Annotated in this window: 23 protein-coding genes; 15 read left to right on the top strand and 8 right to left on the bottom strand. The window is 47.1% G+C overall.

What is annotated here, in order from left to right; translation table 11 throughout:
• Nucleotides 1-21: 21 nt before the first annotated feature.
• The 6 genes from lpxB to VIS94_01735 are packed head-to-tail and all read left to right on the top strand — an operon-like array spanning nucleotide 22 to nucleotide 7,074.
• Nucleotides 22-1,119, top strand: a complete 1,098-nt coding sequence (gene lpxB / locus VIS94_01760; GenBank protein ID HEY9159800.1) for a lipid-A-disaccharide synthase — start codon at nucleotides 22-24, stop codon at nucleotides 1,117-1,119.
• Nucleotides 1,089-2,882 carry a lipid A export permease/ATP-binding protein MsbA gene (gene msbA / locus VIS94_01755; GenBank protein ID HEY9159799.1) on the top strand — a complete coding sequence of 598 codons (1,794 nt, stop codon included), beginning with the start codon at nucleotides 1,089-1,091 and terminating at the stop codon, nucleotides 2,880-2,882. The genes lpxB and msbA overlap by 31 nt, the downstream gene beginning before the upstream one ends.
• A complete protein-coding gene (gene lpxK / locus VIS94_01750) occupies nucleotides 2,809-3,795 on the top strand; it encodes a tetraacyldisaccharide 4'-kinase (protein HEY9159798.1) in 987 nt (328 codons plus the stop codon). The genes msbA and lpxK overlap by 74 nt, the downstream gene beginning before the upstream one ends.
• Nucleotides 3,761-4,315: an HAD family hydrolase gene (locus VIS94_01745; GenBank protein HEY9159797.1), complete on the top strand. Its 555-nt coding sequence runs from the start codon at nucleotides 3,761-3,763 to the stop codon at nucleotides 4,313-4,315. The genes lpxK and VIS94_01745 overlap by 35 nt, the downstream gene beginning before the upstream one ends.
• Nucleotides 4,302-5,246, top strand: coding sequence for a hypothetical protein (locus VIS94_01740; protein HEY9159796.1), 945 nt, complete (start codon nucleotides 4,302-4,304; stop codon nucleotides 5,244-5,246). Before VIS94_01745 ends, VIS94_01740 begins: the two co-directional genes overlap by 14 nt.
• Before the next feature lies 1 nt (nucleotide 5,247).
• Nucleotides 5,248-7,074, top strand: coding sequence for a U32 family peptidase (locus VIS94_01735; protein HEY9159795.1), 1,827 nt, complete (start codon nucleotides 5,248-5,250; stop codon nucleotides 7,072-7,074).
• Nucleotides 7,075-7,159: 85 nt separating this feature from the next.
• On the opposite strand, the gene VIS94_01730 is transcribed toward VIS94_01735, so the two are convergent.
• Nucleotides 7,160-7,846 (bottom strand): hypothetical protein, encoded by a 687-nt coding sequence (locus VIS94_01730; protein HEY9159794.1) that lies wholly within the window; start codon nucleotides 7,844-7,846, stop codon nucleotides 7,160-7,162.
• A gap of 147 nt (nucleotides 7,847-7,993) precedes the next feature.
• Nucleotides 7,994-9,814 carry a long-chain fatty acid--CoA ligase gene (locus VIS94_01725; protein HEY9159793.1) on the bottom strand — a complete coding sequence of 607 codons (1,821 nt, stop codon included), beginning with the start codon at nucleotides 9,812-9,814 and terminating at the stop codon, nucleotides 7,994-7,996.
• A gap of 157 nt (nucleotides 9,815-9,971) precedes the next feature.
• Between VIS94_01725 and mtnA the strand changes: the two genes are divergently transcribed.
• The 5 genes from mtnA (at nucleotide 9,972) to VIS94_01700 (ending at nucleotide 14,057) form a co-directional block, all read left to right on the top strand.
• Nucleotides 9,972-10,940 (top strand): S-methyl-5-thioribose-1-phosphate isomerase, encoded by a 969-nt coding sequence (gene mtnA / locus VIS94_01720; protein HEY9159792.1) that lies wholly within the window; start codon nucleotides 9,972-9,974, stop codon nucleotides 10,938-10,940.
• Between the two features lie 458 nt (nucleotides 10,941-11,398).
• Nucleotides 11,399-12,484, top strand: coding sequence for a 4Fe-4S binding protein (locus VIS94_01715; protein HEY9159791.1), 1,086 nt, complete (start codon nucleotides 11,399-11,401; stop codon nucleotides 12,482-12,484).
• 118 nt (nucleotides 12,485-12,602) lie between these two features.
• Nucleotides 12,603-12,812 (top strand): hypothetical protein, encoded by a 210-nt coding sequence (locus VIS94_01710; protein ID HEY9159790.1) that lies wholly within the window; start codon nucleotides 12,603-12,605, stop codon nucleotides 12,810-12,812.
• Between the two features lie 78 nt (nucleotides 12,813-12,890).
• Nucleotides 12,891-13,361 (top strand): L-alanine exporter AlaE, encoded by a 471-nt coding sequence (gene alaE / locus VIS94_01705; GenBank protein HEY9159789.1) that lies wholly within the window; start codon nucleotides 12,891-12,893, stop codon nucleotides 13,359-13,361.
• Between the two features lie 132 nt (nucleotides 13,362-13,493).
• Complete coding sequence (locus tag VIS94_01700) at nucleotides 13,494-14,057, top strand: acetate uptake transporter (GenBank protein HEY9159788.1); 564 nt, start codon at nucleotides 13,494-13,496, stop codon at nucleotides 14,055-14,057.
• 118 nt (nucleotides 14,058-14,175) lie between these two features.
• Here the strand turns inward: VIS94_01700 and VIS94_01695 are convergent, their stop codons facing one another.
• The 5 genes from VIS94_01695 to VIS94_01675 all read right to left on the bottom strand — a co-directional run bounded on the left by VIS94_01695 (nucleotide 14,176) and on the right by VIS94_01675 (nucleotide 20,317).
• Complete coding sequence (locus VIS94_01695; GenBank protein HEY9159787.1) at nucleotides 14,176-15,054, bottom strand: metallophosphoesterase; 879 nt, start codon at nucleotides 15,052-15,054, stop codon at nucleotides 14,176-14,178.
• A complete protein-coding gene (locus VIS94_01690) occupies nucleotides 15,051-16,310 on the bottom strand; it encodes a radical SAM protein (protein HEY9159786.1) in 1,260 nt (419 codons plus the stop codon). The genes VIS94_01695 and VIS94_01690 overlap by 4 nt, the downstream gene beginning before the upstream one ends.
• Before the next feature lie 375 nt (nucleotides 16,311-16,685).
• Nucleotides 16,686-18,545 carry a transglutaminaseTgpA domain-containing protein gene (locus tag VIS94_01685; GenBank protein ID HEY9159785.1) on the bottom strand — a complete coding sequence of 620 codons (1,860 nt, stop codon included), beginning with the start codon at nucleotides 18,543-18,545 and terminating at the stop codon, nucleotides 16,686-16,688.
• The gene (locus tag VIS94_01680; GenBank protein ID HEY9159784.1) at nucleotides 18,505-19,428 is read right to left on the bottom strand and encodes a hypothetical protein; all 924 of its coding nucleotides are present in this window, start codon (nucleotides 19,426-19,428) and stop codon (nucleotides 18,505-18,507) included. Before VIS94_01680 ends, VIS94_01685 begins: the two co-directional genes overlap by 41 nt.
• Complete coding sequence (locus tag VIS94_01675; GenBank protein HEY9159783.1) at nucleotides 19,406-20,317, bottom strand: MoxR family ATPase; 912 nt, start codon at nucleotides 20,315-20,317, stop codon at nucleotides 19,406-19,408. The genes VIS94_01680 and VIS94_01675 overlap by 23 nt, the downstream gene beginning before the upstream one ends.
• Before the next feature lie 243 nt (nucleotides 20,318-20,560).
• Here VIS94_01675 and VIS94_01670 point away from each other — a divergent pair, with 243 nt between their 5' ends.
• The 4 genes from VIS94_01670 (at nucleotide 20,561) to VIS94_01655 (ending at nucleotide 25,554) form a co-directional block, all read left to right on the top strand.
• Complete coding sequence (locus VIS94_01670; protein ID HEY9159782.1) at nucleotides 20,561-22,441, top strand: PAS domain S-box protein; 1,881 nt, start codon at nucleotides 20,561-20,563, stop codon at nucleotides 22,439-22,441.
• A gap of 23 nt (nucleotides 22,442-22,464) precedes the next feature.
• A complete protein-coding gene (queG, locus tag VIS94_01665; protein HEY9159781.1) occupies nucleotides 22,465-23,370 on the top strand; it encodes a tRNA epoxyqueuosine(34) reductase QueG in 906 nt (301 codons plus the stop codon).
• A gap of 69 nt (nucleotides 23,371-23,439) precedes the next feature.
• Nucleotides 23,440-24,927, top strand: coding sequence for a DUF4139 domain-containing protein (locus VIS94_01660; GenBank protein ID HEY9159780.1), 1,488 nt, complete (start codon nucleotides 23,440-23,442; stop codon nucleotides 24,925-24,927).
• A gap of 39 nt (nucleotides 24,928-24,966) precedes the next feature.
• The gene (locus VIS94_01655; GenBank protein HEY9159779.1) at nucleotides 24,967-25,554 is read left to right on the top strand and encodes a hypothetical protein; all 588 of its coding nucleotides are present in this window, start codon (nucleotides 24,967-24,969) and stop codon (nucleotides 25,552-25,554) included.
• Between the two features lie 77 nt (nucleotides 25,555-25,631).
• Here VIS94_01655 and VIS94_01650 read toward each other — a convergent pair whose 3' ends face one another.
• Nucleotides 25,632-26,321 carry an anaerobic ribonucleoside-triphosphate reductase activating protein gene (locus tag VIS94_01650; GenBank protein HEY9159778.1) on the bottom strand — a complete coding sequence of 230 codons (690 nt, stop codon included), beginning with the start codon at nucleotides 26,319-26,321 and terminating at the stop codon, nucleotides 25,632-25,634.
• Nucleotides 26,322-26,343 lie beyond the last annotated feature (22 nt).

Raw genomic sequence — 26,343 nt, 5'->3', positions numbered from 1 at the left:
ATTTCTGCAAAGCCGATAAGTATGAAAACCTCACCCAGAATCCTTATTACAGCCGGAGAGGAAAGCGCGGACAGGCATGCAGCCTATCTGGCCAGAGAGATAAGACGCATTATGCCTGACGCTGTTGTCTTCGGCATGGGGGGCCATGAGATGCAGAAGGCCGGAGTTCGGATTCTGTATTCCATGAAGGAATTCTCGGTGATGGGTTTTTCTGACGTACTGCCGAAGCTGGCAGGTATTCTCAGGATATATTCGGGGCTCAAGAAGGTAATCAGGGAAACGAAGCCAGACGTGTTCATTCCCGTGGACCTGCCCGACTTCAATATGAGGCTTGCAGGATTTGCAAAGAAACAGGGCGTCAAGGTTCTTTATTACATTGCGCCGCAGGCATGGGCGTGGAGGGCTTACAGGGCGAAGACGCTCGCAAGGATCACCGACGGTCTGGCCGTGATATTCCCGTTCGAGGAGGACTTTTTCAGAAAAAGCGGAGTTAACTGCAGGTATGTGGGGCATCCGTTTCTGGAGGAAAATGCTATAAAGACTTCCGAGACGTCATGGCCTGTGAAGAGGATTGTCCTTATGCCCGGAAGCAGGAAGGACGAAATCGTGCGCATGCTTCCTGTAATGGTTCAGGCGAAAAGGATCATCGATTCAAGAAAGGCAGGTCTCAAATGGATGCTGCCCGTGGCAATGGGCCTCAACAGTGATTTTATCAGAGGCTTCACGGACGGAGATATAGAGCTGGCAAAAGAAATCCCTGAAGCCGATCTGGCCATTACGAAATCAGGCACCGGTTCATTTGAGGTTGCGTTAAAAGGCATACCCGGGGTCATCTGCTACAAAACTTCACCGATCAATTATGTTCTCGCTAAAATATTTGTTAAGGTCAATTATATAGGTATGCCGAATATAGCATTAGGCAAAGGGGTTGTCCCCGAACTCATACAGCATGATTTTACCCCGGGGAGAGTCGCTGAAGAGGTTATCAGGTATATGCAGGACAGAAAGCTTTATGAAAATACAAGAGACGAATTCATTGCTTTGAGAAAAGGCCTTGAAGGTTCACAGGCGTCTCTGAGGACGGCAGAATGGGTGAGGGATTTGACAGCGAAAGCGTAAAAAGCGAACTTATTCCGATCAAAGTCAGCGATCTCAAGATCTACATGAGGCTGATCGGTTTTTTAAGGCCTTACGTAAAGGAACTAATCATTGCCATGCTGCTGATGGGAGTGTTCTCCGGCTGCATGGTCCTTCAGGCATGGATCGTACAGCCTGCTGTGAAATATATATTCAAAGAAAAAAGCATGACCCTTCTCTATTCGCTTGCCCTGGCCGTAATCGTCGTGTTTTTCGTCAAGTCTGCTTCAGATTACGGAAGATATGTCCTCATGGCTGACATAGGCCAGAAAATAATCAAAGACATAAGAAACGAGCTCTATGCGCATATACAGGCCCTTTCATTGAGATATTTCGTAAGGACCCCTACGGGAATCCTGATGTCGAGAATAACGAATGACGTCAACATGGTGCAGGGTTCGGTAACCAGCGCCGTGACCGCCATGGTAAAGGAGATTTCGAGTGTGATAGGGCTGCTCGGGTATGCCTTTTATCTGGACTGGCAGCTTACGCTCATAGCCATGATAATATTCCCGGTTATCGGCTTTTTCATGAACCGTCTCAGAAAGAAGATAAAAAAATATGCAAGGAAAAGCATGGAGGTGATGGGTGACATCAACACCGTGCTTGATGAAGCCATTTCCGGAATCCGCATAGTTAAGGCCTTCGGCATGGAGGAATACGAAAAGGAAAGGTTCGGCTCGTACAACCATAAATTTTACCGCAACTGGATGAAGCGCCTGAAAATAAGGGGTATAGCCTCTCCGCTCATGGAGGCCATCGGTGGCGTGGCTGCCTCTGCCGTATTTGTTGTAGGCGGGTCCAGGGTCATTCACAGCATCATGACGCCCGAACAGTTCTTTTCATATGTGACGGCGCTATTTATGCTTTATCAGCCTATAAAAAAGATCAATGAAGTCAACATCGAGATACAGGAAGGCGTCACCGCTGCGAAAAGGATATATGATGTAATCGACGCAAAACCTGATATGGAAGAAAAGCCTGATGCAATAGATCTCGGGAGGGCCCGGGGCGATGTCGAGTACAATGATGTGGATTTCAGCTACGACGGAGAGGAATATGCATTGAAAGGGGTCAGCTTCAAGGCATCCGAAGGTGAAAAGATAGCATTTGTCGGAGAGTCGGGGGCAGGCAAAACGACGATCATAAATCTCCTGCCCAGGTTCTATGACGTAACTTCAGGTTCGATAACGATTGACGGCCACGACCTGCGGGACCTCAGCATAAAATCGCTCAGGGCCAACATCGCTATGGTGGAGCAGAAAAACATACTTTTCAACGATACCATAAGGGCGAATATCGCCTACGGATCGCAGGACGCGCCGCTCGAGTCGGTAATCGAGGCCGCAAAGGCGGCGAACGCACATGAATTCATCATGGAAATGCCCGATGGATATGAGACCATAGCCGGCGAGGGCGGCGTCAGGCTTTCCGGCGGACAGATGCAGCGCATTTGCATAGCCCGCGCCATAATGAAAAACGCGCCTATACTGGTACTTGACGAGGCGACTTCCGCACTTGATACGGAAAGCGAAAAAGAGGTCCATGCGGCGCTCGACAGGCTTATGGAAAACAGGACCACGTTCATAATCGCCCACAGGCTTTCCACAATACAGGGTGCCGACAGGATAATCGCACTGAACAGAGGCGTAATCGTGGAAGAAGGCAACCATGAGGACCTCCTGGCCAGGAACGGTTATTACACGAGGCTTTACAACCTCCAGTTCGGGTCTGATGATGCTTGAGATGCCTTACGCTTCAGCTGTATATTTAAGGAATCTTCTCTACGATAAAGGCATATTGAAATCATATCTGGTGCCTCCCCTTGTCGTAAGCATAGGCAACATAGAAGCCGGCGGCACTGGCAAGACGCCTTTTACGATGGCACTGGCCAGTGAACTTGGCAGGCTCGGCTACAATGTGGCAATAGTCACGAGAGGATACAGGGGCAGACTGCACGGGCCTGTTGAAGTGGGCCCTTCTCATAACTACCGGGATGTAGGGGACGAACCCCTGCTCATGGCCAGGACCACTGGTGTTCCTGTAATCAAATCGCCTGACAGATGCAGGGGGGCCGCTTTCGCTTATAGAAGACTCGGGGCTGAAATTGTTCTTCTGGATGACGGGTTTCAGCACAGGCGCATATTCAGAGACCTTGACATATGTCTTGTTTCAGGCCCGCTTGAGAATGAAAGACTGCTGCCGGCAGGAAGGCTGAGAGAGCCGGTCACATCGCTCAAACGTGCCTGCTTCATAATCGATACGAAAAAAGACGCCTCGATACGTATCGAAGGGCTTATTGACTTCAGGGGAAGGCTTTTGTCCGAGATAAGGGCGGATAAGATATTCGCCTTCTGCGGCATAGCAAATCCTCAAAGGTTTTTCGACACCTTGAGGCCATTCTGCGCCGGGATAAAGACAATGATTTTTGCAGATCACCATAAATACAATGCCTATGATATCAGGAAGATAAAAAAGGCTGCCACGGGTTCTGACATGATTGTGACAACCGAGAAAGACTTTGTAAGGATGAATCAGTCATGGATGGATGACAGGTTTCATGCATTAAAAGTGAGCATGAGGTCAGATAAGATGATGGATATTGTCAGGGAGATAGAAAGACTTGCTGAAAACAGGCGTATTTCTAGACAGGGATGACACAATCATAAAGGATGTTCCCTATCTGAAAGATCCGGATATGATCATGCTCCTGCCCGGTGCATCCCGTGCGGTCAGACTTCTCAATGATAACGCCATTTTTGCGATCATAATAACCAACCAGTCGGGAATAGCCAGGGGACTGCTGAATGAAGCCGATCTGGAAGCTGTACACAAGAGACTCAGGAAAATGCTTGCAGATGATTCCGCAAGGATAGACGCCATATATTCATGTCCGCACCATCCCGACGGAGTCATAGAAAGATATGCCGTCAGGTGCAGGTGCCGAAAACCGGAAACAGGACTTCTTGAAGACGCTGCACGCGATTTTTCTCTGAATCTGAGCAGGTGCTATTTTATCGGGGATAAACAAAGCGATATCGAGGCCATACATCGCGTCGGGGGAAAAGGGATTCTCGTTGGACATTCAACTGAAACCATATCAGCCGAATATCATGCAAAGGATATACTGGATGCAGCCGAATGGGTGATAAGGGACATATGTGATGGAAACCCTTGAAAAAATTGCGGTAAGCCTGATCGAATCCGTAATATGGCTTTTCAGAAAAATGCCCTATCCTGTTGCGATAAGTACAGGCAGGACGATTGCATTCATGGTGTATTTATTTGCACACAGGGAAAGAAAAATAGCCCGAATCCAGATGAAGGCAGCCCTTGGAGATGCATTCGAACCTGGCATGGTCAGGGAGGTCTTCCTTCACCACTCTGATGTGTTCGTGGATACGATCAGGTACGCCTATATGAATGACGATGAGATAGCTGAAAGAGTGGAGATCTCAGGGGCGGATAATCTTATGGCTGCAAAGGCTTCAGGCCGGGGCATAATGCTTATGATCTCACATGCGGAAAACTGGGAGATTCTGGCCAACGTGTCACGCATTCTCAAGGTGGATTTTTGCGTTATGGCGGATCTGAGGGACAATAGCGGGATATCCACCCTCATAAATGATATCCGCAGAAGGACCGGCATCACTATATTGCCGCCAACCGGAAAGATTCTCATGCTCGTAAAGGAACTCAGACGAGGCAGGACGATAGCCTTCATAGTGGACAAGAGGGGAGAAAAGGGCACCGACCTCTATTGCGACTTTTTCGACATGCCCGCGCTTACCAACCCGGCGCCTGCCTTTGTGGCGTCAAAGGGTGACGCTCTGATTGTTCCGGTCTATTCGGAACGAAAAGGATATTCATACACGATAACGATATGTCCGGCTGTAGATACAAGGACGTTCTCCGGAGATGTAATCCGGAATATAAGCGATTTCATGCAGTCCTGGGTTGAATCTATCATAATGAAACAGCCCTCTCACTGGACATGGACTTACAGCAGGTGGATAAGGCGTTCAGAGATAAAGGAAGTGATAAAATACGGGCTCGATTTCAAAGAGTATGTCAGATCAAAGGCAGCGGGAAAAACAAAGGGAATATAGAATGAAGAAACTGGAGCTCCTTTCTCCCGCCAGAAATTTTGAAACTGGAAAGGCCGCAATAGATAATGGTGCCGATGCGGTATATATAGGAGGGCCCGCCTTCGGAGCACGTTCATCAGCTTCCAATAGTCTCAGAGATATCGAAAATCTGGCTCAATATGCGCACAGGTATTGGGCGAGAGTCTATCTTACTCTCAATACGATACTCTTTGATAATGAGCTTGAAGATGCAGCAATCCTTGCCCGTGAAGCATACAACGCGGGTGTAGATGCACTGATAATTGCCGATATGGCATACCTGGAAATGGACATTCCACCGATACCTCTTATTGCGAGCACCCAGATGAACAACAGCGATATCGGTCACATCAGATTTCTTGAAGATGCCGGTTTCATGCGCGTCATTCTTGCCAGAGAGCTTACAGTTGAACAGATAAAAAATATATCTGAAAAGACGTCAATCGAGCTTGAGTCATTTGTGCACGGTGCGCTGTGTGTAGGATTGAGTGGAAGGTGCTACCTGAGCGCCTCAATCGGGAACAGAAGCGCCAACAGGGGGATGTGCGCACAGCCGTGCCGTCTTGCCTGGAGGCTAAAGGATGCGGACGGCAAGATGATAAGGGACTATGCTTACCTGTTAAGCCTGAAGGATATGGACCGTTCGGGCTGGCTTGAGCCTCTGATCGATGCAGGAGTAACGTCATTCAAGATCGAGGGCAGGCTGAAAGATACCCGGTATGTTAAGAACATAACGGCACTGTACAGAAAAAAGCTGGATGCTATAATCGAAGGCAGAAGTGATCTGAGTCGTGCATCAAGCGGCAGAACGACGTTCTTTTTCGAGCCTGATGCGAGGAAGACATTTCACAGGGGTGCAACCCCGTATTTCGATAATAACGATATCGCGTCGCCTCAAACCCCAAAATCAACAGGTGAACCTCTGGGGATAGTTTCGGAAACTGGTCTCAACTGGTTCAGATTTTCTGAAAAAACAGTTTCATCAAGAATCAGCAACGGCGACGGGCTCTGCTTTTTAAAGGGCGGCACAGAGCTTAAAGGTCTTCAGGTCGTCAAGGTTGTGGACGGAAGGGTGCAGATTCATGCCATGCCTGAGGGTTTAGTCAGGGGAGCACTTATATACAGGAATCATGACCATGTGTTTTCCAGGCAGCTTGAAGCGGACACATCCTCAAGGAAGATAGGTCTAAACCTCGTCTTTAAGGAAACAACCGAAGGTTTTGAACTTAAAGGCACGGATGAAGACGGAATAAGCTGTTCAGTCAGGCTGGATATCAAAAAAGAGCCGGCCAGAAATACTGAAACGGCTGCCCTTTCCATAAAAAAACAGCTTTCAAAACTTGGCGACACGCATTTCAGCCTCAACTCAATTGAAATATTATCAAACCGTTTTTTCCTTGCCGCATCACAGCTAAATGCCCTCAGAAGAGAGCTTACCAGCAAGCTTGACGAGCAGAGGAGGAAAGAATATGAAAGACCTCTCAGAAAACCGGCACCACGACCCGATGCAGCATACCCTGATGAATGTCTGGATTATACGTATAATGTGAGCAACGAGGCTTCAAGAAGGTTTTATTTAAGACATGGAGTAAAAGAAATTGAACCTGCCTTTGAGATATCAAGGCCGGCTTCAACGCCTGTGGTCATGGAAACAAGGCTGTGTCTGAGAAAAGAACTGAATGCATGTCCGAAGCAGAAAGATCATAAGATATTTGAGGAACCCCTTGGCATTGAAAATTCCGGCAGGACATATCTTCTGAGTTTCGATTGCAGAAGGTGCAAAATGATGTTGACGCACAGGGAAGACTGATATGTTTGTTCATTTTAGAATTCATTAAAAGAAAAAGGCGTCCGAACGGACGCCTTTTCGTCTGTATAAAAATGATCAGATGTTGTTATAACTCGGCAAGAAGCGCTTTTGCTTCTTTGTTGCCGGCTGCAGCTGCCTTTGTCAGGTCGGCTTTTGCCTCAGCCTTTTTGCCGAGATCCTTGTAGAGCTCTCCGCGATAGTAATAAACATCCATATTTATGTCTTTATTCGAAGCCATGAGCTTTATATATTCGTTGAAAAGCTTTTCGGCCTTGTCCCTGTCTCTTCCTGCAATACCGGGAAGGACCTGCCAGAAACGGCCAAGAGAAAGAATCGGACCGCAATCATCATACATTTTATTGAGGGAATATGCAGTTTCGAAGGCCTTCTGAGTCTTTCCTTTGAAGCCTTTTCTGATTGCCGTGATAATGCTTACACCATCAGAATATGTTCCGACACAGAGACCGTAATAATACCAGCCTTCAACTCCATTAGGATTGATTTTCTGGGCTATTTCGCCGAACTTGAGTCCTTCCTGGCCGGACTTTTCTGCTATTTCCTTATACCCGCTGACTTTGTCTGAAACTGCCTTGTCACCGTAGAGTCTCCATGCTTTTGCTGCCTTCCAGTTGGCTTCATAGCTTGTAGGTGCAGCCAGTGCTGCTTTTGTTGCCGCATCTGCATCAGCCTTCAGGCTTGCCAGGGTCTCCGCTGAAAGTGCAATCGGTAATGCGAACATAAATACAAGAGCCAGAGTAATAAGTTTTTTCATTATTATTTCCTCCTAAATGGGTTTAATTGATTCCTGATTATTTATCTCCATATATAACTTTTTACAAGAGCGATTCTGATGATTCCTCAATTAAAAGTCAGGGACGGGTGCTATACACCCATCCCCGGTTTTCAGAAGCAATGTCAGTTATACGTCGGTATCAGGCGGATATAGGCTTTCGATTTCAGCGGCGTATTTCTGGTTGATGACCCTTCTCTTGATCTTGAGTGTTGGTGTCAGCTCATCGGTCTGCTGCGACCATTCGTTTTCAAGGAGCTTTATTTTCCTGATCTGTTCGACCCTTGCATAATCCTTCATGTTGGCTTCGACCTCTGAAAGTATCAGCTTGTTGACTTCCGGATTGTCTATGAGGTCTTTTTTGCTTGTATAGGCGATATTGTTTGCCTTGGCCCAGTTTTCGAGTTCTGTAAATACCGGAACAATGAGAGCGGACAGATATTTTCTATTGTCGCCGATAACGGCAACCTGCTCGATGTATGGTGATGTTTTCAGGCTGTTTTCGATGTTCTGCGGTGATATGTTCTTGCCGCCCGAAGTGATGATGAGGTCTTTTATGCGGCCTGTAATCTTGAGATAATTATCGCTGTCAATTACACCGATATCGCCGGTTTTGAAGAAGCCGTCATCCGTGAACACCTCTTTTGTAGCCGCTTCGTTCTTGTAATATCCTTTCATGACCTGAGGCCCTTTTATCAGGATCTCGCCTTCTTCTGATATCTTGACGATTGTATCCCTGAGAGGGGGTCCGACTGTTCCGGGTTTAATTTTCTCAGGTTTGTTGGCGTTTGTCACAGGGGTCGTTTCGGTGAGACCGAATCCTTCGAGGACTTTGACGTCCATGCCCAGGAAGAATTCCGCATCGGATACTGACAATGGTCCTCCACCTGAGAGTGCAAACTGAAGCCTGTCAAGACCAAGCCTTGCCTTCAGTTTGGAAAAGATTATCTTGTTCGCGATTGCATATTCGATTGCAAAGAGGCCGGTTCTTGGCTTGTCATTGCAGATATACGGAAGGTTTCTCTTCGCAACATCCATGGCCCATGCAAAAATCTTCTGTTTAAGAGGTTTTTCCGCGCCAACCTTTGAGACTACACCCGAATGAACCTTTTCATAAATCCTGGGGACGCTTACGATGAATGTAGGCCTCACTTCCTGGAAGTATTCGAGTATCTTGGATACATCGCCTGCAAACACGACCTTTTTGCCGGTATAAAGAGGCAGATAATAACCCACCGTTCTTTCGAGCGAATGAGAAAGAGGAAGGAAGGAGAGGAGTGTGTGTTCAAATTCAAACAGATGCGGTGCAACGTCATAGCACTGGTTGCAGTTGCTTACAAAGTTGTTGTGCGTAAGCATGACGCCCTTGGGGTTTCCGGTGGTTCCTGACGTGTAGATGAGGGTTGCTATATCATCTGTCTTGATTGAATTGATTCTCTTGTCCAACTCGTCTTTTTTGTTTGCAGCAGCACCGATCCTGAGCGCTTCCTTGAATGTGACGACACCTTCTACCGGCGTATCGAGGTCGTCAAGAATTATTATGTCCGTAAGGTTGGGAAGCTGGGGTTTGACTTCTAGTATTTTCTGCATATGGGATTTTGTGCCGACAATGCAGATCTTCGAGTCGGAATTATCAATCACGTAGCGGGACTCTTCGGCTGAATTTGTGGGATAGATCGGTACATTGACGGCGCCTGTGGTAAGTATTGCAAGGTCAGATACCCACCATTCATATCTGTTGGGGGAGAAAAGGCCCACCTTGTCCTGGATGTTAACCCCCCTTGTGAGAAGATAAGCTGCAAGGTCAAGTACCATTTTGTTCATCTGATTCCAGCTTATATCCTCGTAAACGCCTTTGTCGTTCTTATAGGCGCACATTGCCTTATCACCCCATTTTTCCACACGATTCTGAAAAATTGCCGCCATTGAAGTTTCCTGGTATTTTGCCATTAAGACCTCCAAGTGTGATTTTTTTGTCTTATTATAAGCGCAGAATAATTATAATAGTGTTTGATTTAGAATCAAGGAAATAAGATAAAGAAAACTGTTTTTAAAAAACCGAAAAAACCAATAATACGAAAAACATTTCAGAGGAGGGGATTGAAAAATGATAAGGCCTTTTTATTTTGACGGGGCATCTTTTTATATCCTCGACCAGAGAAAACTTCCGAAGGAAGAGACATGGATAAAGTGCGAAAATGCTGATGATGTATCCCAAGCAATAAAAACACTTGCAGTCAGAGGCGCTCCCGCAATCGGCATAGCTGCTGCATACGGTCTGGCTCTTTCCGCCCGGACAGGGGGCGATATTCAAAATGCGGCGGATGTTTTAATATCATCCCGGCCCACAGCTGTTAATCTTTCATGGGCTGTCAGGCGGGTGATCAGCGCAATCGAAAGAGCAGGCTCATCTGATGCCTTCAAAACTGCAAAGAAAGAGGCCGAAGCCATCTGGGTCGAGGAGGCGAGGGCGAACAAGGAAATGTCCAGGCATGGTGCTGATCTTTTTGCAGGCAGAAACGGCCTTTCCATTCTGACACACTGCAATGCTGGCTCTCTAGCCACTGGCGGGATCGGGACAGCTCTGGGAGTCATAAGAGAACTTCATGACAGGAAACAGCTGAAAATGGTTTATGCCGATGAAACGAGACCTCTTCTTCAGGGAGGGAGGTTGACGGCCTATGAGCTGAAAACCGACAATATCCCAGTGACCCTGATCGCGGACAGCATGGCCGGCTGGCTCATGAAGCAAAAAAGGATAGATGCGGTGATAACAGGCGCGGACAGGATAGCCGGGAACATGGATACAGCTAACAAGATAGGGACATACAGTCTGGCTGTACTGGCCCATTCGCATGGCATACCCTTTTATATTGCAGCGCCCATGTCGACATTCGATCACGAATGTCTGAGCGGTGAAGAAATCCCGATTGAAGAAAGGGCTGCCGAAGAGGTTACCCGGTACGGGGACATTCAGGTTTCAGCGGATGTTCCGGTATATAATCCTGCATTCGATGTTACCCCGCACAATCTTATTACGGCAATAATCACTGAAGACAGGGTATTCAAGATATAGATGCGGAACAAAGCATAGCAAATCTTTCTGTAATTCACCCGGGTTGCTGTCCGTGCGGATGTCCTTAAAACAGACAAAAAAAATGCAGATCTTGGCGATCTGCAACATATGAGGAGGTTCTACGGGGAATGAACCTTGAAGAACCTTGAATTAATAATACCTTATTTTATGAAATAATCAATACCGCTCTTATTAAAATATATTTTTATCTGTTGATCGAATATAATACTCAGGTCTGGCATAAAATCTTTGTTGAAAAAATATTCTGTCATGCAGTGAATATGTATCGAGTCAGGCCAAAGGGCTTGAGCTTTGAGATGTAAATGTGAGATATGTCATGCCGGACATGAGGACAGTGTTCATACTGGAGAAAACAGACGTGGTAATCGATGGGGTTTCAGCAAAAAACGAACTCTTGGCGTGCCTTCGGTTGTTGAAAGATAAAGACAGGAGGAAATATGAGCAGTGAGATTTACGAGAAGTTGAGGCGGATACTGGACACCCACCCCTCAGGCGCCCCTGAGTCAAAACATTTTGACGAGATACTGAGGATGTATTTCACGCCGGATGAGGCTGAACTTCTGTGCCGTATGAGCTTCAGGATGAAAACCGTAAATGAAATAATAAAGGACTCCGGTTTAGATGCGCAGGAGGTCGAAAAGACGCTAGATGCACTTTCGTCAAGGGCTCTTATATTTTCTAAAAGCGGCAAAACAGGTAAGGCCTATGCCCTGCTGCCGACCATTCCGGGGTTGTTCGAGTTTCCCTTCATGAAAGGTATCACAAGCCCGGAGCTTAAAAAACTTGCCGGATTGTGGGAAGAATACCATGCAGATACCCTTGGCAACGCATTTTCAGGCAATCCGACTCCTCTGGCCAGGGTAATTCCCGTCGGGAGTTCGGTTGAATCTGTTTCCAATATTCATCCCTATGAAGAGGTCAAGGAGTTCATTTCCCAGTCCGAATGTTTTGCGCTTGCCGATTGCGCATGCAGGGTGAGTGTCGCAAAATGTGACAAACCCAGAGATGTCTGCCTGATATTCGATGCCGGGGCTAAATTCCTCATCGAGAAAGGTTACGCGAGGGAGATCACAAGGGATGAAGCGTTCGCCGTGCTCGACAGAAGCGAACAGGCGGGCCTCGTGCACATGAGCGGAAACACGAAAAGCAAGACCTATTTCATATGCAACTGCTGTCCGTGCTGCTGCACAATCATGAGGGGCCTTACGCAGCTTAAAAATCCGCATGCCTTTTATACCAGCTCATATCTTGCCGTGCTCGACTCCGGCGAATGCACTTCCTGCGGCGTATGTACTGAAAGGTGTCCGATGGTAGCGATCAGTATAGATGATGAATCATCAGCAATCGATGAGAACATGTGCATCGGCTGCGGGCTCTGTGTTTCTTCATGTCCGGTCAGCGCAATCTCGCTTGTAAAGCGTCCGGTTGAACCGGATATTCCAGCCACAGTTCAGGACATGGGTATCAGGGTGGCTACGGAAAAAGGAAAGATTGAAGATTTCATGAAGGTTATGACGAGTTGATTTACCGGCATTTACGGTATTTTTAATGAATAAATAAAAAGGAATAATAAGGTAAAATTCCAGATAGACAAATTCTTGAAACAGGTTTCATCCAAAGCAGGCATGCTTCAGTACACGCTTGAACATATCGGCAGGAAAAGACTCGATAAACCTGCGGCTCAGAAAGGGCATCTGGCCTCTTCGTAAAGTAAATACAAGGCTTTTGAGGAATATGCCGTCACTCGTGAGCGAAGAGACCCACTGCTCCAGTCTCGGCAACAGGATGAACGACGTCATGAAGGTGCTTGCTATGTTCGTTACCATATTCATATGGGACGCAGTAACATAAATCCTGTATTCGTTATCCGATGTATCTTCCTTCTATACGATTTTCAGCAGCACGTTCTTGATAAAGTAATGAAGTCTCATGATTTTAAAGGGTTGCGTTAAACGGTCTTATGTGGTCAATTACATTCCGACCATGAAGAGGATATTTGCGGATGTGATTGCTGTTCTGACCTTCAATACGGTCTGTTCCATGATAATCGAGATATTTCTCGCAGGAATGACTGTAAACCAGTCAATTCACGCGAGACTTATTGCGATACCGGTCATTCTTATCCTTGCCAGGCCTTACGGGCTGTTCCGTGACTGGATAAACAGGATCCTGAAGTCGGGCGAAAGGGGAAGGGCAATGAAGATCACAGCCGATGTAATAGCCTTCGTAGCCATGCAGGTTCCACAATATTCGATTGTCCTGAAACTGTCCGGCGCAAACCTTCACCAGATAATCACGGCATGCAGTTCGGCCACCGTGCTGATGGCGATCGGTGGAAGGCCGATGGGAATTTTCCTCGACTTCACAAGATGGCTTATGAGGGTCGATGTGAAGGATTAGATACGTTATCCGGAATCTGCCGGAATACAACGCATGAAAATTGTTTATTTTATTCCAACTGAATGATCATTCATATCTAGCAAAAATTCTTCGGTTTGTGATATTCTTAAAGAAAGCGCAAGGAGGTTTACAATGTCTGACAATCTGGCTAATCCTGCACCGCTGGGTCTCATGGGTTTCGGTATGACAACCGTTCTTCTGAATCTGCACAATGCAGGATTTTTCGAACTGGGTGCGGGTATACTTGCAATGGGCATTTTCTACGGCGGTTTGGCACAGGTCATAGCAGGTATCATGGAGTACAAGAAGGGCAATACTTTCGGCACCACGGCGTTCACTTCATACGGTCTGTTCTGGATGTCCCTGGTATTTCTCGTTTTCTTCAACGGCAAAGTGGGTCTTCAGAGTAACAGTGAAGCCTTTATGACGGCCTATCTGTTCATGTGGGGGCTGTTCACGTTCTTCATGTGGATAGGTACATGGAAGGCAAACCGCGGACTTCAGGTGGTTTTTCTGAGCCTTACCATACTCTTCTTCATGCTGGCGGCAAGGGACGGTTTCGGGTGGAAAGGTACATGGGCGGTACTGACCGGCTGGGATGGAGTATTCTGCGGATTCTCCGCGATCTACTGTGCAATGGCCCAGGTTCTCAACGAGAGCTTCGGCAGGACCATACTGCCTCTAGGGACGAAATAAAATCCTTTCCATCAGTTATCAACGAATTGAAATCTCAAGGTGCGGGTCTGTTTCTGACAGATCCGCATCTCGACTGATGATATGAAGACGGTTGCAATAAACGCCGTCAAAGGCGTCTTTAACCGCAATCGGGGTTTTTGAAGAGGGTGTGCCTTATTACGGGTTCGCCTTCCGACATATCGATGATCACTGCATGAAGGTCGTCCTTGAAATGCCCGGGATTGATCGCGATGGTTTTGCCGATTGCCGTGCGGTAAATGCCTGTCATGTAGGGCGCCTCGTGGATGTGGCCGTGAAGGGAAATGAGTGGCTGATATCTGTCGATATAATCCTTTATGGCCCTGCTGCCGATTGGCTTGCCGTTGTGGAGCGTGTCTATCCGGGTATCATATGGAGGCGAGTGAAATACACAGACTGTCTTTGCGGGGGCGATTATTTTTATGGACGAAAGCTCTTCCTCGATGCTCGGGTTAAGGTCAAGGTATGAATTGTCTTTATAAAGTTTCATGCCTTCCGGAGTGCTTACGCATGAAAACCTTCCGGGAAATCCGGTATCTGACGGAGTATCTCTTCTCACCATGTCCTTTACCCAGAAATGGGAATCTATCACGCAGCCATAGCCTGTAAAGTCGTAGCCGGAAAAATGTACTGTCCTGCCATGAAGGTTCACGGCTTCAGGGTAATTTTTTTCAAGATGTAATGTCGCCATGTTCCAGTCGTGATTTCCCGGGATATAAAAAATTTCCTTAGCAGGATTTTCTTTTTTGAACTCCCTTATTACCGGGATGAAATAACTGTCGATAAATTCGATCTGAACATCTAGGCTTTTTTTATAGGCGCTTACCCCGCGTGCAAGATCGAAAAGTTCGTCTATTACGGTGGGCAGGATGTCGCCTCCCATGATTATCACATCCGCGCCACCGCTTTTTGAAAGGGCGAACATCTGCTCATACAAAGTAACCTGGCCGTGAAGGTCTGCGGTGAAAAGGATTCTCATTTCGGGATGAACGGGTTGAAATAGCCCCTTCTTAAAGGCAGGGATTCGATCAGGTTTCTGATGCCGATGCCGGGCTCCAGCTTCAAATCGAGTGTTTCTATATAAACATCGGGATCCATGTTGAGGTTGCGCCACTGTATCATGTCGATGCCGGTTTCATTTATAAAACGTTTCAGAGACTTGACCTCTCTCGGTGCATCTGTAAGGCCGGGAAAAACAAAGAGGTTGAGCGAAACGAACTTTCCGCGGTTCTTCATTTCAAGCGCGCTCTGTTTGAGGGCCTCAAAAGGATATTTAGGCCTGAAATATTTAAGGTAGGTTGCCTCTTTAGGCGAGTTCATGCTTATGCGCAGGCTGTCCAGTCCCGTGTCCGCAAGCTCGGCTACCTTTTCAGGCAGGCTCGAATTAGAATTGAGATTGATTGTGCCTTTGGATGTGCTCTTTCTTATAAGAGCAATCGCCTTTTTCAGGACGTCTGAAACGAGCAGAGGTTCGCCTTCACAGCCCTGACCGAAGCTTACGACAGGTTCTTTTACCGCATGTATGTGGCGCAGCGCAACTTCGGCGATTTCTTCAGGTGTCGGGATGAAATCGATGCGCTGCTGAGGCGATGGGGGTCCGCACTTCTCCTGCAATGAAATGCAGCCGATGCAGGCTGCGTTACATGCAGGAGATGTTGGAAGAGGGGCCTCCTCGCGGCCCTGAAACAGGTTAAGTGCGGCCGGGCAGGCATAACATTCCGCGCAGTTTGAGAGGTGTCTGACAAGCCTGTTTTCCGGAAGGTCTTTCCTCCATTCGGCAATTCCTTTGCGAATTTTTTCATGGTCGAACATCTCCGGGTCCTGCCGCCTGGATTCATCGACTCTCATCCCGGCAGCGACGAAACCTTCACCCTGCCAGCCGAGGGCCGTATACGGGAAAAGAGGCAGCGTGCAGGCGCCTTCTTCCTTGTCCCAGGCCGCGATATAGGTCTGTGAATAAGCGGCAGGCAGGAACACGCTTACAGCATAGGCCGGTGTACCGGGTTCGAAAGGGTTCTCATAAAGCACAATAAGTTCGCCGGTATGCCTATCGAACCCCATGGGATGCCTTTCCGGCAGTACGTAGAGCTGGGAACCTTTCGGCATGGGTATCAAGTCTGTGTCTTCAACAGGCTCGATGTAGTCCCATGTTCTGCCCGCCATGGCGAGTGGTTCAAAGTCCATGATATTGCCTTTGGAATCCGCAAAAATAAGTGAAGGGCTCTCTTCAAACATATCCGCGCAATATCTCAGATGAATTTCAAATGCAAGGCCATGCGCTAAAAATATTACCGGTTGTTGTACCTATGGAAAATCTGAACAGCGAGTTCATACAGTAATATGGATTCCGGTATAATTGTCTGTTGGCGGATGGTTCTAAAAGCTATATATCAAAATGATTGTTCACCACGAAGAGCACGAAGAAAAGCCTGTAAGGATTTATAGAAAACCGATTATACCTCTTGACATTTATTACCTTCGTGTTCTTCATGTCCTTCTTGGTAAATATGATTTCTTGTGAAGATGTTCGTACTTGTCAATTTCAGCTAATTTGTAAATTCTGGCACGTAACCTTGAGATTGTTTCATTAAAGATTTCAGAAAAATTTGGTTATTTCCCAAGGCCGGAGATGCGTCTGATAAACTCTTCCGTCAATGTCTGCATGTCGATCTTTCTGCCGCCGAAGCGCCATGAAAGGTATTTTTTCTGATAGGCCTCGAACGCATCCGAAAGTTCGGGCCGCTGTTCCCTGACCTGCCTGAGATGTGTTTCATGCTCTGCGCCTTCATCGAGCTTGAGCCCCTTGCGCCTGAGCGATAAAAGGGCTTTTTCATAAAGAGACAATCTTTTGTACCGGATAAATAAAAACACAGAAGTCCCAAGAAGAAACGCCGGAATCAGGAATGAGAGCCATCTTGGGGTGGCGGCAGCCTTCGGGATTTTAGGTGCGTTGAACCTGACATATTTTGCAAAATTGATCTGGTCATTAAGCGAATACTGTATGACCCAACGTATCCATCTGAAACGCATCGCATCGAGCAGGTTCGTGCGTGCTCTTCCCGGCTGAACACCCCCGGAAGGCGTAGGGTCGGCCATTATCCATGCGCCGTCCCAGTATTCCACCCAGGCATGTGCATCGCTTGCCCTTACCATGTAATAGTTGCCCGCCGTATTGAACTCGGTTACCAGAAAGCCGGTCACTACGCGTGAAGGAATGCCCGCGCCTCTGAGCATAACCGCCATCGCGCTTGCGAAGTGTTCGCATGCGCCTTTCCTTTTTTCGAGAAAGACCTCGACCGGTGTCTTGTTCCGAGGCACCTGCATGCCCTCAAGGCTGTATGAACAATGGGAGCGGAGATATTGAATAATCCTCTCCACCCTTATTCCTGCCGAGCCGGTACCTGCAACCTCTTTCCCAAGCCCTGCGACTTTAACGAGGCTTTCCGGCACATCGGTAATTCTATTTCCGGATGTGTCTTCCACCCTTGCGAGATGTACATCGTAAACAGGGGGTACATCCCTGTTCCAATAGTAATTGACCCCTTCTTTGTGTGCTGACGCAGGGTATGTCGAGACAAGGGAATAGGTGAAGAAGACATTCTTCGATTCGATATCCGTAGGATAAATCGTGAGCGTGTCGGTTTTGTCTGCATATGAATCGATGCTCTCAACCGGGGCCGGGCTTTTTTTGAACCCGCTCCTGTCGATTACTTCAAGTCTTGCGCCGGAAAGGTAAATCCTGTCTTCGGGACGGCCTTCCTTCCAGACAATTCGCATGATGATGCCCCTGTCCTGTTCAAGAGTGTCCTCACGTGCAAGGTTTACCTCTTCAGAAAAACCTGTCCTGTGTTTTTTGATAAGGTTCATTGAAAGAAGTGTCGACGAAGGCCTTGGTATCACAAAGAACATGACAACGCTTACCGCGATGATTGAGATAAAAACCAGCAGCCAGTGTCCGGAGGAAGGGGTCGATGAAGGCTCCTTCTTCTCGAATTCATAGCTGTCCAGCAGATAAAGGACAACAGGGATAAGAAATGCATCAATCATCAGGCCTATGAGAAATACCGGGCTTATGGTGAAAACCGTTGCAAGTATGCATTGTGCCAGACTTATTCCGAGAATCTGATATATTTCCCTTGCAGTCTTTTTAAGGATAAGTCTTCCCATGGCAAGGATGAGGATTATGTCTCTCAATGCCGGCAGCACTCCCTCGCTTCCCGCCACGAATATCCTTATGCATTCACCGAGAAAAACGGCACCCATGAATATCCCGAAAAAATAAGACGGCAGTATCTCTCTTTCAAAGAGCCAGAGATAGGCGGCGATATGTATTGCCGCAATGGCGGCCAGCATCGGCCAGGGCATCATGCCTGCAAGCGTCAGTGATAAAACGCCGCAGAAGGAGACTACGGTCGTAAGAAACGGAATATCAGATATAAATGCGCGCCGCATCGCCATAGAGGCTTTCATCAGGGGGGTCTCCGATACGTTCGATAATTGCCAGACGTTTTAAAATATCTGTCTTGTGCGTCCTGCTTATTGCGAGGCCGCTATAGTATGACCCCACGGCAAGGCCGAACTGCACGCCTTTGTTGAAGAGTTCGCTGATCAGATATGTGGCCTTTGAGAGCTTTTCTTCTATATTTCCTCCGGGCGAGAGTACAACAACGCCTTTAAGTCCCGAGCCCCCTTCGACGACCCTTGAAAAAAGTCCCAGATGCAGTTTTTTCCAGATGATCTGAGAACCGGGGTCACCCGGCGCATATGGCCTTATGTGGGATATGCTGTCAGCGGCGCGGCCTTCGCCTATCCCTTCCATGCCGGAACTGGCGGTGCTTATTACAGGGACGGGTCTTGGGAATACGATTATGTCCTCAAAAGCATCAAACCTTATGGATTTCTCGAATAGACCATAGGGGAATGAAGTGAATATCTTTATTTCGCCCAGTGCGGTTTTTCCCCTCTTGGGGAAAGTGTATTCGGTGAAAACGACCTCACCTGGACCTTTCGGCAGGTTTTCCACATTGATTTTTCCCAGTTCGCTGATAACGAGCCTGACTGAGGCATTTTTCGGGTTTTTGACATGGTATCCCATTCTGGCGGGAATGCCTGCAAAGATTTCACTCTGAATGACGCGCTCTATCTCGAGATAGCGCAGGTTCCTTTCCGATTCGACGCCTGAGACGATCATGAAGGCAAGCATGAACGCGAGGATCAGGAACAGAAGGTTGTTTCCGGTAACCATTGCCACGACTATTATGGCGAACATGAAAACAAAAAACACCTTTCCGGCCTTTGTGAGCCTGAATCCTCTGGGAGGTTTAAGAAATTTAAAGAGGCGCTTGAACCTCACGCAGTATATCCTCTATGGCGTTTTCAGAGCTGGCGCCCCTTGTAAGAACTCTGTGGGCAAGTACGGGTACGCTCACCTTTCTGACGTCTGCGGGTGTGACGTAATCCCTGTCCGATATGAAGGCAAAGGCCTGCGCCGCCTTTTTGAGGGCCAGTCCGCCCCTTGGAGAGACGCCGAGTTCTATCTTGGGATGGACGCGGGTGGCACGAATAATCGATGTTATATAGCCGAGCACATCGTCATGGACCTTAATCTCTGAAGCCTGAACGATCATGTCCGAAATGAGGTCCATGCTGATTACCGGTTTCAGATTGAGAGCCTTCTTGTGGTCTATAGATCTCAGAAGAATCTGCTTTTCATGCTCAAGAGGAGGGTAGCCCACCTTTATCTTCAGAAGGAACCTGTCGAGCTGGCTTTCAGGCAGAGGAAATGTGCCGGCCACCTCGATGGGATTCTGTGTGGCGATGACCATGAATGGTTCAGGCAGCGGATACGATATTCCGTCGATCGTCACCTGCCTTTCCTCCATTGCCTCAAGCAGAGCGGACTGTGTTTTAGGCGAAGTTCGGTTTATCTCGTCGACCAGAACGATGCTTGCGAAAACAGGACCTTTCATGAGTTCGGGTTCGCCTATCCCCTTCCTGAAATCATGAAACCCCATTATGTCTGACGGCAGAAGATCGTTTGTGAATTGAATGCGCCTGAAACTGAGGTCGAGAAGCCTTGCAAGAGATAATCCTATAAGCGTTTTACCGACGCCGGGCACTCCTTCAAGCAGGACGTTGCCGCCTGCAAAAAGAGCGCAAAGGACATATCTGACAACATCGCCCTGTCCCAGGATTATATCCTGCATCTGTTCTGTTATTTCCTGTATGCCTTTTTTTGACACAGAACTCCTCCCATAAATAGTATCGAGATAAAACCGATATTTCTTGAGGACAAAATTGGGATAAAATATTGAGGCCTCTGCGGGCACCACATTCTGAATCTGCTGCAAATTTCGATGAACAAAGGATTGAATTAATATGTGCCGGATTCTTATCCCCTTGATGTGTGATTTTTCTTTATGTAATTTTCTAATTTCATTAAAAAAAAATTAAGTATTGAACTTTGTTTACCGATAAAATTAACTATGTCTGATGATAAACTTCTGGATCAGAGATTGAGAAGCTATGAGGCGCTCTTTGAAAACGCCAACGAGCTGATCATTACCACAGACAAATATGGAATGATCACAAAACTGAACAGAAAAGTCGAGGAAGTCTCCGGATACAGCAGAGAAGAGCTTATCGGTAAAAGCATACTTCTCATTGCCGCCCCTGAAAGCAGGGAAGACTTTATCACGTTCTGGAAAGAACTGCTGGATGGACGGCCGACGCGCCATGAACTCTCAGTCATTGGCAAGGAAGGTCAAACCGGGTATCTCGTCGCCAGCGGCAGCATAATAAAAGATGGCGATGAAATACTCGAAATGCAGTATAACGCCCAGCTTATCAACGATATCAAAGAGGCTCAGGAAACAATCATCGAGCTGAAAAATCATTTGAAGAGCATCATCGAATCCAGTCCGAATATGATAATCTGTCTTGACAGTTCCGGGATTGTTGAGATCAGCAATCCTGTCACCGAACGCATCCTTCTGCTGCCGTTGAGCGAACTCACCGGGCATAGACTGACTGAGGTATGCCCTTTTATGGAGAAGTTCAGTGAAGGAATAAAATGGGCATGGGAAAACAAGTCATCGAAGTTTCTTGTGGATGAAGTCTTTCCCGACAACAATATTTATAACCTCATAATTTATCCCCTTACAGCAAGTCCGAAGGGAGGGGTTGTAATAACCGCTATCAATATAACCGAAAAGAAAAAAATGCAGGCCGAACTGATCCATGCCCAGAAGATGGAAACCATAGGACTTCTGTCAAGCGGGTTTGCGCATGATTTCAACAATATTCTTACAGGTGTTGTAGGTAATATTGCCATGATGAGGCTGTCGTCCGACGAGGCAAAAAAACAGAAGTATCTTGACAACATGGACCATATTACAAACCGTGCAAAAGACCTGATATCCAAAATTCTCATGCTTTCGAGCAACAGGGCGGGGAATCTCCAGAACTTCTCGGTAAAAAAGGCCCTTGATGAGGTTATCGACATAACATCCAGGTCTATACCCAAGAACATAAGTCTGAAGCTGGAACTGCCTCAGGAAAAAATGATACTCAAGATGGATTTCACGCAGTTTACGCAGGTGATGCTCAACCTTATAGTCAATGCCCGTGATGCAATCGGTAAAAACCAGGACGGTTTGATTAATATCAAAGTTCAGAACATATGGGTTGACGAGCAGACAAAACGCCGCAATATGCTTCATGCTACGGGCAACTTTGTCAGGATCGATGTCACTGATAACGGAAGCGGAATGGATCAGGCGACAATGGAAAAAATATTCGATCCTTTTTTCACAACCAAGGACAAGAAGGAAGGAACCGGCCTGGGGCTCTCGATTACATATACGGTTATAAAAAACGCCTCCGGCAATATTAAAGTGAGTTCTGAAAAGGGCAAGGGATCACGATTTACCATTCTCCTGCCGCTGTCTGATGAAAGCTGTGAAGATGCAGATGAAGAGAAGACAGCCATAGAAACCATGAAAGGCATCAGCATTCTCCTTGTTGATGACGAGCCCATGATAAGGGATATCGGAAAGGAAATACTGGAATCCATCGGCCACAGAGTAGCCACGGCAAGCAACGGAATAGAATGTCTGGAAATGCTTTCAAATGACAAGAACAATTTCGATGTCATAATACTGGACATGATAATGCCCGGACTTGACGGTTTGCACACCCTGGCAGAAATGAGCGCAAAAAAGATAGAAAAAAAGGTCATTGTTTCTACAGGATTCCATTCAGGCAACGAATTCGAGGAGATAACATCAAATCCTCTGGTAATTGCGAGCCTTAACAAGCCTTTCACCGTCCATGAGCTTACAAGGGTGCTTTCAAAATTAGTCTGACTGATCATACAAATCCGTATCAGATGCCTGATAAACAGGAAATAATCGATTTTGCGATGTCGCTGAACATCGATTTAATCCGCTTCAGTAAAGCTGAAAGGTTAGAAGAAGAGAAACGCCGTTTTGAAGAATGGATAAAAAACGGCTGCAATGCAGGAATGAAATGGCTTGAGCGAAGCGTTGAAAAAAGATTCGACCCCCGTCTTGGCCTTAAGGATGCAAAAACTGTTATTACGGCGGCAGTCAGCTACAATACCGGCAAAGCCCCGGCAGCGATTTCAAGATATGTATCGGGAAAGGACTATCATGTTGTCCTCACTAAAAAGCTTGAAAGAATTAAGGCCTTTTTAAAAAAGAATGATCCGACGATTAAGGCGAAGATATGTGTCGATTCATCGGTGATCGCCGAAAAATCATTTGCAGCTAGATCTGGAGCAGGCTGGATCGGCAGGAATTCACTTCTTGTCAATGAAAAGCTCGGGTCATGGTTTTTCCTGGCAGAACTTATAATTGACAGGGAGTATGAACCTGATACGCCGGTTTCCGGTAAATGCGGTGAGTGCCGGGAATGCATAAAGGCGTGTCCTACAGGAGCGATAAGAGAAGATAGGACAATAGATGCCGGCAGATGCATATCTTACATAACGATAGAGGAAAGAGGGTCAGGCTCTTTTCCTGGAAGCGGCATGATATGTCATCCTTATGTCTATGGCTGCGATATCTGCCAGGAGGCATGTCCATGGAACAGAAACGCCGTAAGGACAAGGGAACCTTCTTTTATGGAAAGTAACGGCCTTTTTTTGCTAGGCAGGGAAGAGCTTCTCAGATTGAATGAGGATGATTTCAAAAAATTGAGCATGGGAACGTCGATTGAAAGAATATCATATGAAAAATTTATGGCGAATCTTGAAATTTGCAGGAACCTTTGATTTTTATCTCTTGCTCGTGTAGGTTTTGTCCTGTCCGGAAATCGATATTTCACATCAAGGGAGGAAACCATGAAAAAGGTTGTGATAACGATACTCTTCATTCTCGGGATATTCTCTTATGCAGGTGCGGAAACTGTAAAGCGTCTGGTTATCTATCGGGATGTGGCATACATTACCATTCATAAAACGGCCGCAGGCGGCAGCATAATCGTTGATGCACCTGCCGGGCTGCTTCAGGAATCCATTATGGCTCAGCCTGCTCAGACGGGGGGCTCTATACGTTCAATCGAGGTCAAACCCGGAAGCGGTCTTAACGGTAAGGCCAGGGATATTCAGGACCAGATCGATCAGATGAAAGCTCAGCAGACTCTGAAGAAGCGCCAGCAGGAAACCATAGAAAGGGAGATGGAGATTATCTATGATATTGCAGGCGGGGTAAAGAAAGAGGCGGCTTTTCCAAGGTCGCGCCTGAATGAATCCATTTCTTATATTGATGATAAGGTTGGTGCGCTCAATGCGAGATATATAAAGCTCGGGAAAGAGCGTGATGATCTTAAGACCCGGATCAGGGAACTGGAAGAGCAGCTTAAAGGTGTTTCAAGGCTTCAGGGATACCGGATAACAATCGGGGCTGACGGTTCTGCCGATGTATCCTATGCCGTCAGGAACATTGGATGGAAACCTGAATACGCGATACAGGCATGGCCTTCAAAGGACATGCTCCTTTTGGAAATACAAGCCAGGATATGGCAGTCGACCGGAGCGGACATTACCGCTGAAGAAGTCCTCGTCTCTACGGGCACACCTTCATACGGGATACAAGCTCCGGAGCTTTCTCCCTGGCATATATCACCTGTAAGGCCGCGAAGAAACATGCTGAAGGCTGAGGCCATGGCAGCGGCGCCTCTCGAGATGGATGGAGGGGCTGACAGGGAATATGCCCCATCCGTGAAGGCGACCGAGACATCCTATGTTATCGGTGCCGCCAGAAATGTAACAATCCCGGGGGACGGCAGTCCGAGGGTAATAAGTTTGTTGAAAGAGCGCATCAACTCGAACTTTACAAGGGCGGCTGTGCCGAAAATATCCGGGGCTGCATACCTCAGGGCCGAGGGTGCATGGCAGGGAAATGCGCCTCTTATGGCGGGAGATTATACGGCCTTTGTCGATGGTGAGTACTGCGGCAAGGGATATCTGGAAACAGTCGAGCCCGGTGGGAATATCATGGTGGATCTCGGCAGGGATGAGGGCATAAAGATTGACCGCAAGGAAAAGACATTTACGGAAAAGACGCTGACAGGCAAAAACAGATATACAAAGACTGTTACAATAACACTCGAAAATTTGAGAGATAAAAAAATTGATCTTAAAATAAAAGATCAGATTCCAGTATCTGATGATGAAGGGATAAAGGTGGATATGAAAGAATCAGCCCCTCAGGTGAAGCCCGATGAAGAAGGAATGCTTAACTGGGCTATCAGCCTGGAACCGAAAACCAAGGTAACAGTTATGTTTGTGTTTTCAGTAACAGGCTCTGTCCCCGGCTATATGGATTGAGCAGGTTACAGAAGAAATAAAAAATATCAGGAGGCGTTTATGAAAAAGGTATCGTCGTTACTTATTGTTGGCATGCTTGTTCTTTGTTTTACCTCTGTTTCTTTCGCCCAGGGTAAAACGGATGCGAAAGCGTCAGACAAGCCGATAGGAGGCGCAATAGTTGATGTCACAAAGATTACTGCGACAGTGGATAAGATTGACCTGCAGACACGGATGATCACTCTTAAAGGTCCAGAAGGTAACTCGGTCACATTCAAAGTCAGTGATGATGTGAAGAACCTTGATAAAGTAAAGGCCGGAGACAAGGTTGTGGCAAAATACCTGGAGTCCATAGCGGTATTTGTGCGCAAGACAAGCGATCCTCCCAGTGCGGGTGAACTTGATGCGGTAGGAGTGGCCCCGAAGGGTGCCAAGCCCGGAATGGTCATGGTACAGACGGACGAGTTGACTGCGAAAGTAAATGCTGTCGATGTTAAGAAAAGGACCATCACTCTTGCCGGTCCGGAAGGAAAGACAAAGAAATTCAAGGTGGACAAGAGGGTGGAAAAACTGGGCGATATCAAGAAGGGCGATGACATTACCCTGCGCATAACCCAGGCCCTTGCAATCGACGTAGTGAAGCCCTGATTAAGGGTGGCATAAGAGACCTTCCTTTAGGACAGTTCCGGCCCGGTCTGATATGGCCGGAACTTTCTCATAAAATCCTATCTGATGATACATTCCCCGACAAGATTGCCGGCATAATCAACAGCCTTTCTGATCATGTCATCCGTCGGAGCACGAAAATTGAGTGTTGAAGGGTCAAGATGCTTTGACGGATTGAAGCGCTGCAGGGCAAAACGTTTTGCATCCCTGATCATCGTTGCGGTTTCTTCGATGTCTGTCAGGGTCAGCTGCTCTATGGCCCATGTTGTTCTGAACTCGTAATCAATACCGGAATTCATTACCAAGCGGATGCTCCTCAAGATTAAGTCCATGTCAACCCGAGCACCTGTAATTGCCGGGTATTTATAGGCAGGGCCTTTTATGTCCATTGCAATATAATCCGCAAGCCGCTGTTCAATAATGTTTTCAAGGACATCCGGAAATGTCCCGTTTGTGTCGAATTTTATAAGAAAGCCAATATCCTTTATCTTATGCATGAATTCGATCAGACCTTTCTGAAGGGCCGGTTCGCCTCCGGTAATCACGACTCCGTCAAGTTTGCCTTTTCTTTTCATCATAAACGACAGGATTTCATCCTGAGAAAGCGGGGTAGTGAACAGCCCGGGCTCGACCAGTTCGGGGTTGTGGCAATACGGGCATTTTAAATTGCAGCCCTGGGTGAAGATAACTGCCGAAATTTTTCCCGGATATTCAATAAATGAGGTTTTCTGAAGATGTGCAATTTTCATTACTTATCAGAAACCGGGACAG

It is taken from the genome of Desulfomonilia bacterium (assembly GCA_036567785.1).
Classification (GTDB): Bacteria; Desulfobacterota; Desulfomonilia; order UBA1062; family UBA1062; genus DATCTV01.
Note: the sequence above shows the minus strand (reverse complement) of the source record. Positions and strands in the feature narration are given on the sequence as shown.